The organism is Tenggerimyces flavus, assembly GCF_016907715.1.
Classification (GTDB): Bacteria; Actinomycetota; Actinomycetes; order Propionibacteriales; family Actinopolymorphaceae; genus Tenggerimyces; species Tenggerimyces flavus.
Window position 1 is genome coordinate 7,676,150 of the sequence record NZ_JAFBCM010000001.1, and the last position, 15,359, is coordinate 7,691,508.

At 70.0% G+C, this 15,359-nt stretch carries 13 protein-coding genes; 4 read left to right on the plus strand and 9 right to left on the minus strand.

What is annotated here, in order from left to right; translation table 11 throughout:
* Positions 1 to 10 precede the first annotated feature (10 nt).
* Genes JOD67_RS35780 through JOD67_RS35790 form a run of 3 tightly spaced genes read left to right on the plus strand, consistent with a single transcriptional unit; the run spans position 11 to position 4,121 of the window.
* On the plus strand, positions 11 to 1,780 hold the full coding sequence (locus JOD67_RS35780; RefSeq protein WP_205122095.1) for an ABC transporter ATP-binding protein: 1,770 nt from the start codon (positions 11 to 13) through the stop codon (positions 1,778 to 1,780).
* The gene (locus JOD67_RS35785; RefSeq protein ID WP_205122096.1) at positions 1,777 to 3,516 is read left to right on the plus strand and encodes an ABC transporter ATP-binding protein; all 1,740 of its coding nucleotides are present in this window, start codon (positions 1,777 to 1,779) and stop codon (positions 3,514 to 3,516) included. The genes JOD67_RS35780 and JOD67_RS35785 overlap by 4 nt, the downstream gene beginning before the upstream one ends.
* The gene (locus JOD67_RS35790) at positions 3,513 to 4,121 is read left to right on the plus strand and encodes a SagB/ThcOx family dehydrogenase (RefSeq protein ID WP_205122097.1); all 609 of its coding nucleotides are present in this window, start codon (positions 3,513 to 3,515) and stop codon (positions 4,119 to 4,121) included. Before JOD67_RS35785 ends, JOD67_RS35790 begins: the two co-directional genes overlap by 4 nt.
* On the opposite strand, the gene JOD67_RS35795 is transcribed toward JOD67_RS35790, so the two are convergent.
* From JOD67_RS35795 to JOD67_RS41565, 7 genes are all read right to left on the minus strand, one after another.
* Positions 4,095 to 4,898: an alpha/beta fold hydrolase gene (locus JOD67_RS35795; RefSeq protein ID WP_307782671.1), complete on the minus strand. Its 804-nt coding sequence runs from the start codon at positions 4,896 to 4,898 to the stop codon at positions 4,095 to 4,097. The two genes, JOD67_RS35790 and JOD67_RS35795, sit on opposite strands and share 27 nt — an antisense overlap.
* A complete protein-coding gene (locus JOD67_RS35800) occupies positions 4,895 to 6,490 on the minus strand; it encodes a SagB/ThcOx family dehydrogenase (RefSeq protein ID WP_205122098.1) in 1,596 nt (531 codons plus the stop codon). Before JOD67_RS35800 ends, JOD67_RS35795 begins: the two co-directional genes overlap by 4 nt.
* Before the next feature lie 363 nt (positions 6,491 to 6,853).
* On the minus strand, positions 6,854 to 8,095 hold the full coding sequence (locus JOD67_RS35805) for a YcaO-like family protein (RefSeq protein WP_205122099.1): 1,242 nt from the start codon (positions 8,093 to 8,095) through the stop codon (positions 6,854 to 6,856).
* Positions 8,092 to 9,354: a YcaO-like family protein gene (locus JOD67_RS35810; protein WP_205122100.1), complete on the minus strand. Its 1,263-nt coding sequence runs from the start codon at positions 9,352 to 9,354 to the stop codon at positions 8,092 to 8,094. The genes JOD67_RS35805 and JOD67_RS35810 overlap by 4 nt, the downstream gene beginning before the upstream one ends.
* Entirely contained in the window at positions 9,351 to 10,655 is a 1,305-nt protein-coding gene (locus JOD67_RS35815; protein ID WP_205122101.1) for a CocE/NonD family hydrolase, read from the minus strand. The genes JOD67_RS35810 and JOD67_RS35815 overlap by 4 nt, the downstream gene beginning before the upstream one ends.
* The gene (locus JOD67_RS42250; RefSeq protein WP_205122102.1) at positions 10,652 to 11,446 is read right to left on the minus strand and encodes a hypothetical protein; all 795 of its coding nucleotides are present in this window, start codon (positions 11,444 to 11,446) and stop codon (positions 10,652 to 10,654) included. The genes JOD67_RS35815 and JOD67_RS42250 overlap by 4 nt, the downstream gene beginning before the upstream one ends.
* A 42-nt stretch (positions 11,447 to 11,488) precedes the next feature.
* On the minus strand, positions 11,489 to 11,602 hold the full coding sequence (locus JOD67_RS41565) for a streptamidine-related RiPP repeat protein (protein ID WP_275577219.1): 114 nt from the start codon (positions 11,600 to 11,602) through the stop codon (positions 11,489 to 11,491).
* A gap of 163 nt (positions 11,603 to 11,765) precedes the next feature.
* Here JOD67_RS41565 and JOD67_RS35825 point away from each other — a divergent pair, with 163 nt between their 5' ends.
* The gene (locus JOD67_RS35825) at positions 11,766 to 12,620 is read left to right on the plus strand and encodes a class I SAM-dependent methyltransferase (RefSeq protein ID WP_205122103.1); all 855 of its coding nucleotides are present in this window, start codon (positions 11,766 to 11,768) and stop codon (positions 12,618 to 12,620) included.
* Here JOD67_RS35825 and JOD67_RS35830 read toward each other — a convergent pair.
* Together JOD67_RS35830 and JOD67_RS35835 are read right to left on the minus strand one after the other, a co-directional pair.
* Positions 12,617 to 14,503, minus strand: a complete 1,887-nt coding sequence (locus JOD67_RS35830; RefSeq protein ID WP_205122104.1) for a hypothetical protein — start codon at positions 14,501 to 14,503, stop codon at positions 12,617 to 12,619. The two genes, JOD67_RS35825 and JOD67_RS35830, sit on opposite strands and share 4 nt — an antisense overlap.
* Entirely contained in the window at positions 14,496 to 15,152 is a 657-nt protein-coding gene (locus JOD67_RS35835; protein WP_205122105.1) for a hypothetical protein, read from the minus strand. Before JOD67_RS35835 ends, JOD67_RS35830 begins: the two co-directional genes overlap by 8 nt.
* Positions 15,153 to 15,359 lie beyond the last annotated feature (207 nt).

The following is a 15,359-nucleotide window of genomic DNA, read 5'->3' on the forward strand; positions in this document are numbered from 1 at the left end:
GATCAACGCCATGTCCGAAGTGTCCGAAGTGTCTGAATCCGCGGCACTCCGGCTGGTGCTCGCACCGGTCCGGAGTCAGCTGGCGGCCGCCATCGTGGCGGCGGCGCTCGGTGGCGTGCTCGGCGTCGTGGGCTTCACGTTCCTCGCCCTGAGCCTACGCGCGCTGCTGCAGACGCCCGACGATCGCGGCGCGATGGTGTGGCTGCTCGTGGCGGCACTGGCTGCCACCCTGGTGCGATTCGCCTTGCGGGCTTGGTCGTTCCGCATCTCCCATCTGGCCTCGTACGAGCTCGAAGAGTTGTTGCGGTCGGACCTGACCGAGCATCTCGCGCGGCTGCCGCTCGGTGAGGTGCAGCGGCTCGGCAGCGGTGCGGTGAAGAAGATCGTGCAGGACGACGTTCGCGCGCTGCACGGACTGGTGGCGGACGCGACGCCGTTGGCGGGCGTAGCCATCGCGACGCCGGTCGCCGCGACCGTGGTGATGTTCGCGACGGACTGGCGGCTCACGTTGGCCGCGCTGGCGGCCGTTCCCCTGACGATGTTCACGATGTGGCTGGCCGCTCGGGACCACCCCGAGCAGCGACGGCGGTACGACTCCGCGAACGAGGCGGTCAACGCGGCCGTGGTCGAGTTCGCGCAGGGGATGCCGGTCGTGCGGACGTTCGACGACGGCAGCACGACGTTCTCGCGGTTCCAGTGGCGGGTGTCGGACTTCACCAAGGCGATCGACGAGTGGAACGCGACCTCGCGTACGCCGGCTCTGCTCACGCGGACGTTCATCGCTCCCCTGCCGACGCTGCTGGCGATCCTCATCGTCGGCAGCCTGTTGGTCGGACAGGGCACGCTGGATGTCGCGCAGCTGTTGGTGTTCCTGGTGATCGGGACCTCGGTCGTCGAGGGCGTGACGCCGCTGATGTGGCTCAACCACTACGTAGCGGAGTCGCGGGCGGCGGCCGTACGGATCGCCTCGCTGCTCGCGATCCCGCCGATGCTCGAGCCGCTGCACCCGCAACCTCCGGTTGACGCCTCGATCACCTTCCGTGGCGTGCGATTCGGCTATGGATCGGGTGCGGTCGCGCTCGACAGCATCGACCTGGACATCCCGGCGGGAACGGTGTGCGCGCTCGTCGGCCCTTCTGGCTCCGGCAAGTCGACGATCACGCGGCTGGTCGCGCGGTTCTGGGACGTGGCCGCGGGCTCGGTGCGGGTCGGCGGCGTGGACGTACGCGAGATCGACTCGCAGGAGCTGCTTCGCCATCTGGCGTTGGTGTTCCAGGAGCCGTTCCTCGCCTCGGACACGGTGGCCGCGAACATCCGGCTGGCCCGTCCGACCGCGACCGACGCCGAGGTGCAGGCCGCGGCGAAGGCGGCGCGCGTGCACGACTTCGTGGTGCACGAGCTGCCGCTTGGCTACGAGACGGTGGTCGGCGAACGCGGCGGCCGACTGTCCGGCGGGCAGCGGCAGCGGATCGCTCTGGCCCGGGCGATCCTCGCCGACGCGCCGATCGTCGTGCTGGACGAGGCGACGGCGTTCGCGGACCCGGAGAACGAGGCGCTGATCCAGGACGCGGTGGCCGAGCTCGCCTCCGGCAAGACCGTGCTGGTGATCGCGCACCGGTTGGCTTCGGTGGTCGGCGCGGACCAGATCGCGGTGCTCGACCGCGGCCGGATCGTCGAACGGGGCAAGCATCCTGAGCTCCTCGCCGCCGGTGGGTTGTACGCGCGGATGTGGCGGCACGCCGAACGAGCGCAGGACTGGCAGCTGGGTGGACGCCGATGAGCACCGTGGGAACGCTGAAGCAGCTGACCGGGCCGAACTGGCCGCTGCTGCGGTCGTCGCTGGGCTGGTCGCTGGCGGCGTCGGTGGTGCAGGCGGCCTCGTACGCGTTGCTGATTCCGTTGCTGGCCAGCATTGGAGCGCGACCGTTCGAGTCGGCGAAGACCAGCCTGTTGCTGACGTTGTTGACGATCCTGGTCGTCGTCGAGAGCTTGCTGCGGCGCAAGGAGCTGACGTTCTCGTTCGACAGTTTCGCCTTGGTGATCGAGGAGCTCCGGCTGCGGCTCGGGCGGCGACTGCGGTCGATGCCGTTCGAGCTGCTCCAGCGCAAGGCGGCCGGCGATCTGGCATCGGTGATCGGGAGCAACGTCGTCGACGCGGTGATGGCGATCAGCGCGGTGGCGACGCTGGTGTTGCAGTTCGTGGCGGTGCCCGCGGTGCTGGTGTTCGTGATCGTGCTCGTGGACTGGCGGCTCGCTGTGGTGCTGCTGGTGACGATCCCGTTCGCGATCCCGTTCGTCCGCCGGCTGCGGTCGGTCGCCGGAACGGGGTACGCGCGGTCGACGGAGTCCGACGGTGTCGCGGCGAGCCGGATCGTGGAGTACGTCCAGGGGCTACCGGTGTTCCGCGCGACCGGGCAGGTGGGGCCTGCGGCGACGCGGCTGCGGGAGGCGTTCGAGCACCAGGACGAGGCGCAGTCCTCGACGCAGCGCGGGATCACGGCGCCGAGCATCCTGGCGGCGTCCGTGGTGCAGCTGGGGGTCGTCGGGCTGGCGGCGTTCGGCACGTTCCTGGTCGTGGGCGGCGAGCTGTCGCCGTTGGCGCTGATCGCGGTCGTCGCGGCGGCGGTGCGATTCGCGGAGCCGTTGGTGACGGCGACCGCGATGACGTTGGCGTTCGAGTACGCGCAGGCCGGCGTCGCACGAGTCGCCGACGTGTTGGCCGCGCCTTCGTTGCCGTTGCCGCCGCGGCCCGTTTCGCCTGTGGGGGCGGAGATCTCGTTCGACCGCGTGACGTTCGGCTACCTCGACTCGGTGCGGCCAGTGCTGCGGGACGTGTCGCTGGTGGTGCCGGAGCGCAGCCTGACGGCGTTGGTCGGATCGTCCGGCGGCGGCAAGACGACGCTGGCGCGGTTGGTGACGCGGTTCGCCGATCCGCAGGCCGGCTCGGTGCGTGTCGGTGGCGTCGACGTGCGATCGATCGACCCTACGGAATTGACGAAACTCGTCTCGGTCGTGTTCCAGGACGTGTATCTGTTCGACGACACGATCGCGGCGAACATCGCGATGGGCCGGCCGGGCGCATCGCCGGACGAGATCATGGCGGCGGCACGTTCGGCGAACTGCCACGACTTCGTCTCCGCGCTGCCACAGGGATACCTGACGAGGGTTGGCGAGATCGGTTCGTCATTGTCGGGTGGCGAACGGCAGCGCATCTCGTTGGCGCGGGCGTTGCTGAAGGACGCGCCGATCGTGGTGCTGGACGAGCCGACGGCGTCATTGGATGCGGAGAGCGAGACGGCCGTCCAGGCGGCGATCGACCGGCTGGTGGAGCGGAAGACCGTCGTCGTGATCGCGCACCGGCTGTCGACTGTCGTCGGAGCGGACCAGATCGTCGTGCTGGATGGCGGGTCGATCGCCGAGCGCGGGACGCATGGGGCGTTGCTCGCCGCGAACGGCCGCTACGCCGCGATGTGGAGGGCGCAGCAGTCGGCACGTGGCTGGCGCGTGTCGTCATGAGGCTCCCCGAGCCTGCGACGTCCTTGGCGCCGTCCCTGACCGACGCCCTGTGGAGTCGGAGATCGCACTACGCCTTCGCCCCACGACCCCTGGAGCTGGGTGCGCTGAGCACCCTGCTCCGGTTGTCCGTCGGTGTCAGCCGGACGGTCGCCGCGTACGACGACCCGGCGCATCCGCTCTCGCTCGCGCCGAGCGCCGGTGGCCTCCGCTCCCTCACCACCTACGTGCTGGCGCGGGACGCCGAGGACCTCGCCGCTGGCGTGTATGCCTATGACCCGGTGGAGCATGCGCTCGTGCCCGGCGGCTCCGATCTCGGGGCGCTCGGCTCTGCCTATGTGCAACCCGAGTTCGCCGCGCGGGCGCCGGTTTCGCTGGCCCTGGCCGCTCATCTCGATGTGGCGTTGGCGAAGTACCCGCCGCGCCACTTCCGTACGCTGCACGTCGACGCGGGCATCGCCGTTCAGAACCTCTACCTGGTCGGCACCGCGCTCGGCCTCGCCTGCTGTGCGGTGTCCGGGTTTCACGACGAGCGGCTGGCAGCCCTGCTCGAACTGCCAGCGTCGTCGATCCCGATGATGCTATTTCCGGTCGGACACCTGCCGTAGGAAGGCGCCGAGCGCGTCGTTGAACGCGTCCGGCCTTTCCAGGTTGGGCATGTGGCCGGTGTCCTCCACGACGACCAGCGTCGACTCGCGCAGCCGTTCGTGCAGGGACTCGGCCACGGCGACCGGCGTGTACGTGTCGTCGCGACCCACGACGACGAGCGCCGGGACGTCTACCTGCCCGAGCAGCTCGACGTAGTCCGGCCGCTCGGCTCTTCCGCGCAGCGCGGCCGCCGCACCCTCGGCCGGCGACCGGCGCATCATGTCGAGCACGTGCGCGGCGACGTCCGGCCGCTTGGCGATGGTGGACTGCGACACCATCTTCGGCAGCTCCTCGTCGGCGTACGTCGCCATGCCCTCGCGCTGCAGTCGGTCGGCGATCGAGTTGCGCCGCACCTTCCCCTCCGGCGTCTCCCCCTCTGCGAACGTGTCGGCGAACACCAACGCCCGCGTACGTTGAGGAAACTGGCGATAGAAGTCCATCGCGATCTGCCCGCCCATCGACAGCCCGACGATGACCGCCCGGTCGACGCCGAGGTGGTCCAGCAGCCGCGCCTGGTCGGCGGCGAGGACGTCGAGCGTCGTGCGGCCGGGGATCACGGTGGACTCGCCGTACCCGCGCAGGTCCGACGTGACAACCCGCCAACCCGCCGAGAGCACTGCGACCTGCGGCCGCCACATGGACCGGTTGAACGGATGCCCGTGGATGAGGAGCAGGACGTCGCCGGTGCCGTGGTCGTCGTACGCGATGACCGCATCGTCGCTCTGGAAGGTGCTCACGCCTGCTTCTTCCGGCGCTGGCCGAAGACCGTGACGAACAGGTAGTCCTTGCCCGCGGCGTGGGGGGAGAAGAACTCGATCACCTCGTCGTCGAACGAGGTCGAGCCGACCGCGCCAAGCCCGACCGCGTGCGTCCCGAGATGCAGCTTGCCGGCGTGCAGGGCGCCCTCGAGCTGGGCGAGCCGGTAGCCGCGTGGGCCGTACCTTTCCAGCAGGGCTGGGAGTTCGGCGAGGTAGTAGAGGTTGACGTGGGCGTCGCCGGCGTACTGCTGGATCGCGGCGATGCGGGTGGCCTGGTCGCGGAAGGTGCCCTCGCGTACCAGCTCGACGGCGTTCCTGGTCGGGTGGTGCAGGTAGACGCCGGGTGCGAGGCCCTCGACGGCGTTGACGATCAGGTAGAGATCGGTGAGCGGGTGGCCGGGGACGAACGCGTCCGAGGCGACGCCCTGCGTCGAGCGCTGCAGGAGGGTGGAGAACTTGTCGAACGGGATCGGGTTGTCCGTGTCGTAGTTGCGGGTGGACCTGCGCCGGAAGACGAGCTGCTCGATCGGGCGTGCGTCCAGCTCGCCCTGCATGGGTTGCAGCGTGGTGAGCTTGCCGGTGGGCTCGGCCAGCTCCCGTTGCCACGCCTTGGACCGCCACTCGGCCGCGTCGGCACCGGTCTCGAGCGAGGAGGCCTGGTGCAGGTCTGTGATGGCGTGGAACGTGACCTCGGCGTGCGAGAGCCGGGTGGTCTTGTGGTCGAGCTTGCCGATCGTGGGCGCGGTGGGCGGGCCGTCGTTCTCGCTGCCGCCGCCGAGGGTGACCAGCGCGACGGTGGCCTCGCGTTTGCTGTCGAGGTCGAGCAGGTCGTTGACCAGGTCGTCGGCGTAGCCGAAGACGAGCTTGCTCTTGATCTTCGACGAGGCGGCGACCGACAGGATGTGGCTGAGGGAGGTGCCGGCGTCCCAGTACGTGTGGCGATAGGCGCGCTCGCGGTAGCGCCAGGCGTTGCGCCAGAACGTGCTCGTCAGCGCCAGGACGACAGGTGCGGCCGCCACGGCGGGCTCGTTGCCGGTGGCTTCGACGAGCGCGGCTCGGAAGTCACCGCTCCGCAGCTGGCGGAGGCTGTGGTCGTGCGCGGCGTAGTGGTAGACGCCGGCCTCGAGATCCTGGAGGTCGCCGCAGACGAAGTAGAGCTCGAGGTGATACTGCGCCCCGGTGCCGCCGGCGGTGCGATAACTGTGCACCCGGCCGTCGCGGGTGGTGTGGGACCGTTCGATCGACCCGTTCGTCAGCAACCCCAGCCGCGCGAGCAGTGCCCGATCGGGCACGGCGTCGAAGTCCTGCTCGTTCCCTCTGGCCGCGATGGAGTCCAGCGCCGGGATGCCAGCCTGCGGGAGAGCGCGGGTGAGCTCGATCGGCGGGAGGGTCTCGTAGATCTTGTAGAGCGTGGGCTTGATCGCCCAGTCCTTCTGCCAGATCGCCTCGACGTCGTGCGCCGGGTCGCCGATCCCGATGCGCTCGTCGCCAGGACTGGTGTCGTCGAGAACGTGGTACTTGGTCGCCGCATGGAAGCGGATGGCCTCGGCAGGGTCCTGGTTGCTGGTCACCCGGCAAGTGTGCCGGCTAGGCCGTGTCTGCCAAAGATCGCCTGGCGCGCGACACCTCCCCAAGATCAGCAGAGTCCGCCTGGCCGCGACCTAACCTCGAGCTTTCAGCTGGCGGTTGGTTCGCCCGGTCCGGGTCCGCCCTGGGGCCAACGATCATGTTTACATGATCATTAGCCCCTTGACGTGGGGTGGACGCCACGTAGAGGGGTCACAGGCCGGGTGAGGCGACCACGACGCTTCACCCACGGAGTGCCTTCCCAATCAGATCACTCGAGACGTCGCCATCCCAAGGCTCCCCAGCAGGACAAGGCACTTCTGGCCTTCCCAGGCCAAGGTCGCCCACCAACGCCCGATGTCCCGAGGCTAATGCGGCAAGGGCAAGGCCAGGCGCTCGCTCCCGAGCCGGCCGCCGAGGAACGGGAGGCCGGCGGCGGCGTTGGAGTAGAGGCCGGGAACGACGACGCGCACGACGTGCAGGCCGGCGGCTCGTACGTCCGGCGTGGTGACGTCGACGGAGATCGGCCGGTAGCCCTCGAGGTTCAGCGACCCGCTCAACTCCGTCGCCGGCACCTCGGCCTCGATACGACCGGCGAGCTCCTCCTCGAACCGCTGCTGGATCGACGGATCCAGGTAGAGCTGCAGGTGGCACCCGTAGTCGACGACGTCCCGCAGATCGGCCCGGTAGGAGTCGGCGTAGCGGCGGTCGGCGCGCCAAGGTGCCAGCGGACTCCGCTCGTCCAGCGCCGCTCGCATGTACGGACCGTCCGGGTCGTCATAGGCGGCCACGAAGCGCTGCAGCTGCATCGCCTCCGCCAGCGCCTTGCGCAGCGCGGACACGGGCTCGTCCCGACAGGCCACCCCCAACGTCAGATAGCCCAGCTCCGGATCCCGCAGCAGCGCCCCGACGACGAGCGCGCCGAACTCGTTCGGGAACTCCAGGAACCGGACCTCCATGCGGCCAGCAAGCCGTTCCAACCACCGCGGCGGCTGGACGATCCGCAGCGGACGTCGCCCGGCCCAGGCCATCGTCATCGTGTCCCGCTCGATCACCTCCGCCAGTCCACCTCGTTCGGCATCGGCTCGCGTCGCTCCGGCGGCCAAGCCGGCCTGCATGACCGGGTTCACGCGAGGCCCCACCGACAACGGATGCGAGACCCACACCAGGCTCGCCGGAACCAGCACCTCGGCACCGGTCCGCAGGTCCCGTCCCACCGCCCACGACACCGGCAGGTCCCGCGTGAACGGAACGAACGGGAACCCCGGCTCCTCGTACTGGGCCTTGGAGAACAGCGCGAGCTCCTCCGGATCCACCGCGGGCGATGGCAGCTCGGCATGGCTCGCCACCAGGAGGTCGGGCGGCACGAGATTGCCGCAGTAGCGCTCAGCTGCCTCCCCCACCGCGGCGTCAACGGCGGCTTGCGGATCACCGAACGCGTACCCGGCCCCCGTCGAGTCCGAAGCCCACCGCGACCACCGCGCAGTGTCGGACAGCACAGCGGTGAAGAAGGAGAACGACCGAGGGAAGTGCGCGGGCACCTCCTCCGAGACGACCCGTCGCACGAGACCGGTCCGGGCGGAGACCATCCGCGGGTAGCTGGTGTTCATGCGAGCGGAATCGGCGCTCGGACGACACCGTCGTCGACGATCCGCGACCCACCGAGGTACGGGAACGCAGCAGGCGCGTTGCCGTACAGGCCAGGCACGACGACCCGCACGACCGTCAGTCCAGCCTTCGCCACATCCGGCGTCGTGAGATCGACCGACACCGCCCGCAGCCCAAGACGATCCGAGCCAGCAGGAAGCTCCGCGAACCGCACCGACTCCGAAGGCCGCAACCGATCCAGTGGCGCCCCCTGCATCCGCGGATCGAGGTAGAGCTGCGCCACCGCTGGCAGGTCGACGAGATCGCGGTAGTCCGACCGAAAGGCGTCCGCATAGGACCGGTCAGCCCGAAACGGCTTGAACGTGTGCGCCCCGATCTCCCCCGACCGCACCGCCCGCCAGATGTCGCCCTCCGGATCGGCGAGCTGCCTCGTCACCTGGAGCAGGCCGAACGCCTCGACCAACGCCTTGGTCGCCGCCTCGCGCGGGTCCGAGCGACAAGCCGTCCCGAACGCGATCAACCCCTCCGCATGATCCTCTACGAACGCCCCCAACACCGGCACTCCGAACTCGGAGGGGATGACCAGCAGCCGCACAGTCCGCTGGTCCGCACACGGATCGTCAAGCAGGTCGACGACTTCCTGCCCGTCAGCGACCTCGAGCGCCGGAGCGTCGGAGTGCCACCAGACGGTGGAGGCGTCACGTTCCAGCAACTCCTGCAGGGCAAACCGCTCGGCCTGCTCCCGCGTCTCCCCCGTCGCGATGCCCGCGTAGCACAACGCGTTCGTCGGTGGCTGGCGCAGCGACGGCCGGTTCGTGTCGAGGTACGCCACCGACAGCGGCACCAGAACCTCAACACCCGTGGACACATCCCGCCCGGGAACCCAGGACACCGGCAGATCCCGCGTGAACGGTACGAACGGAAACCCCACGCTCGCGTACTGCCGCGGCGAGTACAACGCCAGCGTCAACGGATCCACCGCGTCCACGCCCAGCTCGTCGTACGTCAGCAACGGCAACCCGGCAGGCACCGCGTTGCCGCAGTACCGCTCGATCGCCTCCCCCAAAGCAGCCATCCGCGCTCGATCAGGATCGCCGAGCGACGCGCCGAACCCGAACCGGTCAGCCGTGAAGCCAGCGGTACGAGCCACCGTCGCCCCGTAAGCCACCCACGCCAACGGCATCCCCGGCGCGACCGGCTGCCGCGTCAGCGACGTCACCACCCCCAACCGCGGATCCACCAACAGAGACTCGGCCGTCATCGTTCCTCCGGAAGCTCGACCCACGTCGAGCTGAGGTCGACGGACTGCGTTCCCACACAGGACTCGGTCGTCGTGTACCGGTCCTTGCCCGTACCGAGGTTCCGAGCCAGCCGCGGGAAGTCGCTGCCGGTGATCTCGAGCTCGACCCGGCTACCAGCCGCGACGCGGTACGAGACGGGACTCAACTCCAGCGAGAACGGTCCGGCCGCACCCACAGCCACCCCGTCGGCGATCGAATACACGGACCCGTCCGCGCGGCGCTCGACCAGCCGGACGACCCAGTCGACGGACTCCACTTCCGCCCACACCGCAAGGCGAACCCGTACCCGACCCGAGATCGTCAAGGGCCCGTCCAGCAAAGAAGAACGCACCACGTCGAGCCGTCGGTCGAGCGGGCGCCGGTCGACCGGGCGTTCCCGCGACGGGAACGGGTCCAGCGGATCGTGCCGGAACGAAGCCACCCCCGTGCCGGCTTCGTACCGACGCCACGACACCGAACCCGGCCACTCGTCCCCGCCCATCGGAGAGTCCGTCACGAACGCCAGTTGCCGTGGCCCGATCGACGGATGCAACTCGTGCCCCCACGGCCCGACCAGCAGCGAGCCGCGCGTGAGCGCGTACTGGTGCAGCGTCTCCGCGACCAACAGATCGTCCCAACCACCCAGGTGCAACGTAGGCATGGAGAGCGCCGAGAGCTCGGCATCGGTCACGGCCTCCGGCGACCGCCCGCCGGACAGGACGACGTCCGCCCAGGCCGGAGAAAGGATCGACACCACCGGCAACCGACTCAGCTGCCCGGGCGAGGCAGCAAACGTCGCGGCAGCAGAACCCGGACGGCTCGTCCTCCCCTCCGCATGCTCGATCCACCAAGCAGCATGCTCGGCCAGCCGCAGTACACCGGACGGATCGAACTTCACCCGGTCGAACCCCATCGCCGGCACCAGACTCATCACGCCACCCACGACCGATGGCCGCGACACCGCGGCGGTCCAGGCCGTGAACGCCGAGTACGAAGCCCCTGTCAACACCACCTTGCCCGGGCACCAGGACTGATCGGAAACCCAGTCCAGCAACCCAGCGCCGTCAGCACGTTCGCCGACGTACGGAGACCACGAACCCGGCGAGGCGTAGCGTCCACGCACGTCCTGGGCCACGAACGCGATCCCACGCGCCACCCAACCCTCCGCCTCGGCGCGATGGCAGGACTTGTCGTACGCCGTCCGCACGACCACCACGGCGGTGGGTGCGCCGGAAGGCAGGTACACATCGGTGGCGAGGTCGCCGACGACGAACGTCCTCACACCGCCACCGCGGGAAGAGGCAGCACCGGGTGGTGTGAGATCTCCGCCGTCGCCAGGTCGACGACCAGCTGGCGATCGGTCGACGGCACCGGATCGCCTGCCAGGTAAGAGAGAACGTCGCGTGCCATCAGTCCGGCCAGGATCGAGGCCCCCGCGGCGTCGGGCCACGGGACGGGCGGCTGAGGATCTGTTCCGTCGAGGTACACCCAGTGCGCCACCAGCTCGGCGGCCACCCCGGAGGCGGCCAGCCGACGGCCACGCACCTCCACGTAGGAGGCGGTCTCACCGGGGACGTACATCGGGCCGAGCACAGAGCTCACGCCTTCGAAGTGCAGCCGGTGCCAAGCCGTCCCCGACGCGCGACACCATCCGTCCACGGCAACCCAACGAGCGTCGGGAAGCCAACCAGCACAGGAGATCAGCACGTCAGAGTGGGTGACCACGCCCTCGTCGACAAGGCCAGTGGTGACATCGCCATGCGGCCGAAGCAGCTCCGCGACCAACGCCGCGACGACATTGTCGCCGTCGACGTGGATCGTCCGCACAGTGCGCGGCAACGTACGGTTCCGAGGGGCGACGAGCCCGCGGTCGCGGAACCCGTCCAGTACGCGCCGGAGCTGATCGTCCGCCCCAGCCGAGTCCCGCACACCGTGCAGGATCTGCTGGGCGTCGCGCAGCAGCCCGTCCGGACCGCCGACCCGAACGAACCGGTCGCCGGGCGCGGCATAGCGCCACGTTCCGTCCGGTCCGGCGTAGAGATGGTGGCCGGGGCTGATCACGCTCGATGTCACCTTTCCTCGCGAAGGCCCTCGACGAGGGCGTGGTCCTTGGTGTTACTTCGACTCGTCCCAGGCGAACGGGTTGTGAACGAGCGCGTTGGTGCCCGGACCCTGCGGCGCGTCGAGCGCCGGAGCCTCCAGCACCTCCTCGAACGTGATGTCCTCCATGTCGAACCTCCTCTCCGATAATGAAAACGGTTTCGATTTCGCCTCCGACCGTAGTGGAACGATCACAGTCGACGCAAGAGAACACGGATGCGACCTGGTGGACGATGAGCGAGGATGCGGTCGTCGGCCGAGCTGGCTTCGTCAGCGTGAGGAAGGTGGGGACATGACGGATCCGTACGTGATCGAGTGGTCCGAGGCACGGGACCGGCTGAACGCGAACGCGCGCGAGGACGCCGACTGGTACGCGATCGTGGCGGAACGGCTCTGTCGGCCGACCGACGGGCTCCGCCTCGACATCGGCTGCGGCGGCGCCGGGATGGCGCGGGCGTTGGCGGACGTGCCACCCGACACCGCGCGCGTCATCGGCCTGGACGGCAACGCCGAGATCCTCGGCGGCGCCCGCAAGCACGTCGCCGGCACCCGCGTCGAGCTCAGCCAGTGCGATCTGGAACGCGGACCGGCGGCCGTCCGCGAGCTCGTCCAAGACCAGGCGGACCTGATCTGGGCCTCCGCCGTCGTCCACCACGTCGCGGACCAGCAGGCGACGGTCGACGGGCTGGCGACGTTGCTCGCGCCGGGCGGCCGGCTGGCGCTGGCCGAGGGCGGGCTCGCGACCCGGCACCTGCCGTGGGACGTCGGCGTCGGCGAACCCGGCCTCGAGGTGAGGCTGCAGGCCGCGCAGGACCAGTGGTTCCGGCGGATGCGCGCCGAGCTCCCCGGCCAGGTGCCGATGCCGTACGGCTGGACGGAGGCGCTCACCAGGGCCGGCCTGAACGAGGTGACGACGTTCACGATCCTGGTCGAGAAGTCCGTGCCGCTGTCGAACGACGAGCGGTACCACGTTCTGCGGGGACTGGAGACCTACCTCAGCCGGATCCGCGAGACCGGCCTGCTCGGCACCGACGACCTCGCCGCCTGGGACAAGCTGCTCGACCCGGAGTCGCCGCACTGGTTGGGCAACCTGACCGACGTCTTCTCCCTGGCCGCACGCAGCGTGCACGTCGGCGCGGTGGGCTAACGCTGCGGCGGATGGGGTAGCAGAGGCGCCTCCACCCCCGCGTCGCCCAACCGCGGGCTGCCCGGGTCACGCGGGTCAACGAGCACGAAGGCGGTCGACGACAACGACTGCAACAGCGTGGGCTCGACCGCGTACTCGTACACCCGCGACATGCTCACCGACTCACTCGTCGACGTTCCCGTCTGCTCCGAGTCGCTCGTGCCCGTACTGAACGACGTGCTCTTGCCCTTCGTCGTCGACCGGTTCTCCCCTGTGTTCCGCGACCCCGAGTCGTGCGGGAAGTCCATGATCACGCCGACGTGGTAGTTGCGGTTGCGCGCCCACTGCTTACCCGTGCTGACCGACTCCTGGTCGCTCTCGCTCTCGTTCGTCGACCGCGACTGCGTCGTCGAGGCGCTCGAGCTCTCCGACACCGAGATCTGGTTGAGCACGAGCTTGTGGTGCTTGCCGATGAACGTCGCCGCGTGCTCCGCCTCGCGCGCGTTGCCGAGCCGCATGAACATCACCGCGTCACCGCCGCCGAGCACGTCGACCGCGTCCTCGCGCAGGTGCTTGAAGAACAGCACGAGCCGGATGTTGCGCCGCCGGGCGAGCTGGTCGAGCGTCTCGAGCTGCTGCCGGCGGAACCGGTCGGCGCCCACCACCACGACCACCCGCGAGCCCGGCGCGGCCGTCTCCGACTGCCGGATCCGGTGCAGCAGGACCTGCAGAACAATGTTGCCGAGCAGGTCGCGCTGCATGTCGTTGACCCGCTCGGACAGCTCCCACACGGTGAGTTGCGCAGGCTGCCGGGTGACGGTCGGCGGCTTGTTCTCCAGCGCGGCGAGCGTGTTCAGCGCACCCGCAAGCCGGACCAGCCGGCCCTCCGCGGCCCGCCGGGCGCCCTCGCCGAGCAGGTCGACCAGCGCGTCGTACTCGTCGCGTTCGAGCACGACCGGCCGCGGCACCTGGTACATGACGACCTGGACCGCGGCGTTGATGCGCGCGAACGTCAGCCCGCCGCGCAGGCACCGGCAGACCTGTTCGAGCAGCGCGGCGTCGAGCGCCTTGTCGCCCGCCCCGCCTCCGCCGCTGGTGTCTCGTTCGAACGCGTGCACCGCCTCGCTGAGCACCCCGGCGACGTCCTCCGACGAGAGGTGGTCGAGCAGGCCCACCGTGTTGAGGTCGGAGGGCAACAGCGACGCCTGGACGGGCCGGCCGCGGGCGATGGACTCCTGGACGAGGCCGTGGCAGACGCCGTCCTGGGCCAGGTCGACGACCTGCACGGTCCCGCCGGCCTCGAGCAGCGAGCCGGCCACGCTCCGCAGCAGCCGCTGCGCGCCGGCCGGGTCGCCGCCATACACGTCGACGCGCTGGGTGGTCGCCGGCTTGAGCGGCACCCACGCCTCGTCCTCCGGCTGGCCGCCGGTCTGCCGGTCGTGCTCCATCCGCCGGCGGGTCCAGTCCCGGGTCTGCTCGACCACGGCCTGTTGCTCGCGGAGCAGCTTGCGCCGCCACCGCTTGTAGCGCCGGTCGCCGATCGCGGTGATCGCGAACGGGCGGACCGCGACGTACGCGAGCAGAACGGTGACGACCAGCAGGACGGCCGTGATCCAGCCCTGGACGACGGCCGGCAGCGCCGTGGAGAGGAACGTCGCGAGGCCGCCGATCCCCACCGCGAGGAAGCGGCCGACGTGCGGCATCCAGTCGCCGCTCACCTTCTCTTTGCGCTCGGCCAGCCGCGCCGACCAGCCGGCCTTGACCGCGGGCAGCGCGGGCGGCTCGTCGGGGAAAGGCGCCGGCACCGGGAGGTACTCGGCCTTGAGCTCGTAACCCCAGACCTCGTCGGCGCGGGCAGAGGCGGAGGCCTCGCGAGCCGGCGGCGGTTGGCGTTCGTCAGTCATGGCGCACCGGCCAGTCCGGGAACAGGCCAGCGCCGCTGGCGAGCTGCTCCAACTCGTGCGCGGCGGCTCCGACCACCTCTTCGGCAGCCCGGCCGCGCTGGTCGCGGTCGGCGTCGTCGGCGGGTGAGAACCGGCGCGAGCACCGCCGGCAGTGCAGGACGCCGTACGACGACAGCGTCCCGCAGGTCGAGCAGCGCCGGCTCTCCAGCCAGATCCGCTGCTCCTCGATCCGATGCCGGGCCGCGACGGCGCCCGCCCAGCGCTCGCGGCACGCGCTCATCACCCGGTCCAGGTCGCGGTCGGGAACGGGACGGCCGTTCCGCGCCAGAACGGTGTCGACCAGCCGTTCCTTCGCCCGGCGCAGCCGTGCCGGCGCACCGCTCTCCGGGCCGACCGTCACCAGCAGCGGGTACCAACCGAGCACGGTGAGCAGCAGCGCAGGCCCAGTGCCATCGCCCCAACGCCGCGCGAACATCGACGCCTCGGCGTCGGTGTCCACCGGGTGCAGCCCGAGCGAGCGCATCGCGTCGTCCAGCGCGGTCCGCAGCTCTTCGTTCAGCTGCGCGGTGGGAACGACCAGGTGGGCGTACGTACGCCCGACCCAGGGCCGGCGACCGCCTTGCACGACGCCTACGACCGGTGCGGACACCGCCGGCCTCCCTCCGTATCGGCGCGGGCGATTAGCGTATCCGGCGCGCGTCCCCGATCATCGACTTGTCCACAGCGGAGGGACGCGTTAAATGGTCGATTCGCCTGGAATCTCCGCATATTCGTGCGCATGATCTTGTGCGAAAATTGCTAGTCGTCGAAGGGTTAATGACGATGCGCATATGTTTCGTGACGAAGAGTGAGACCG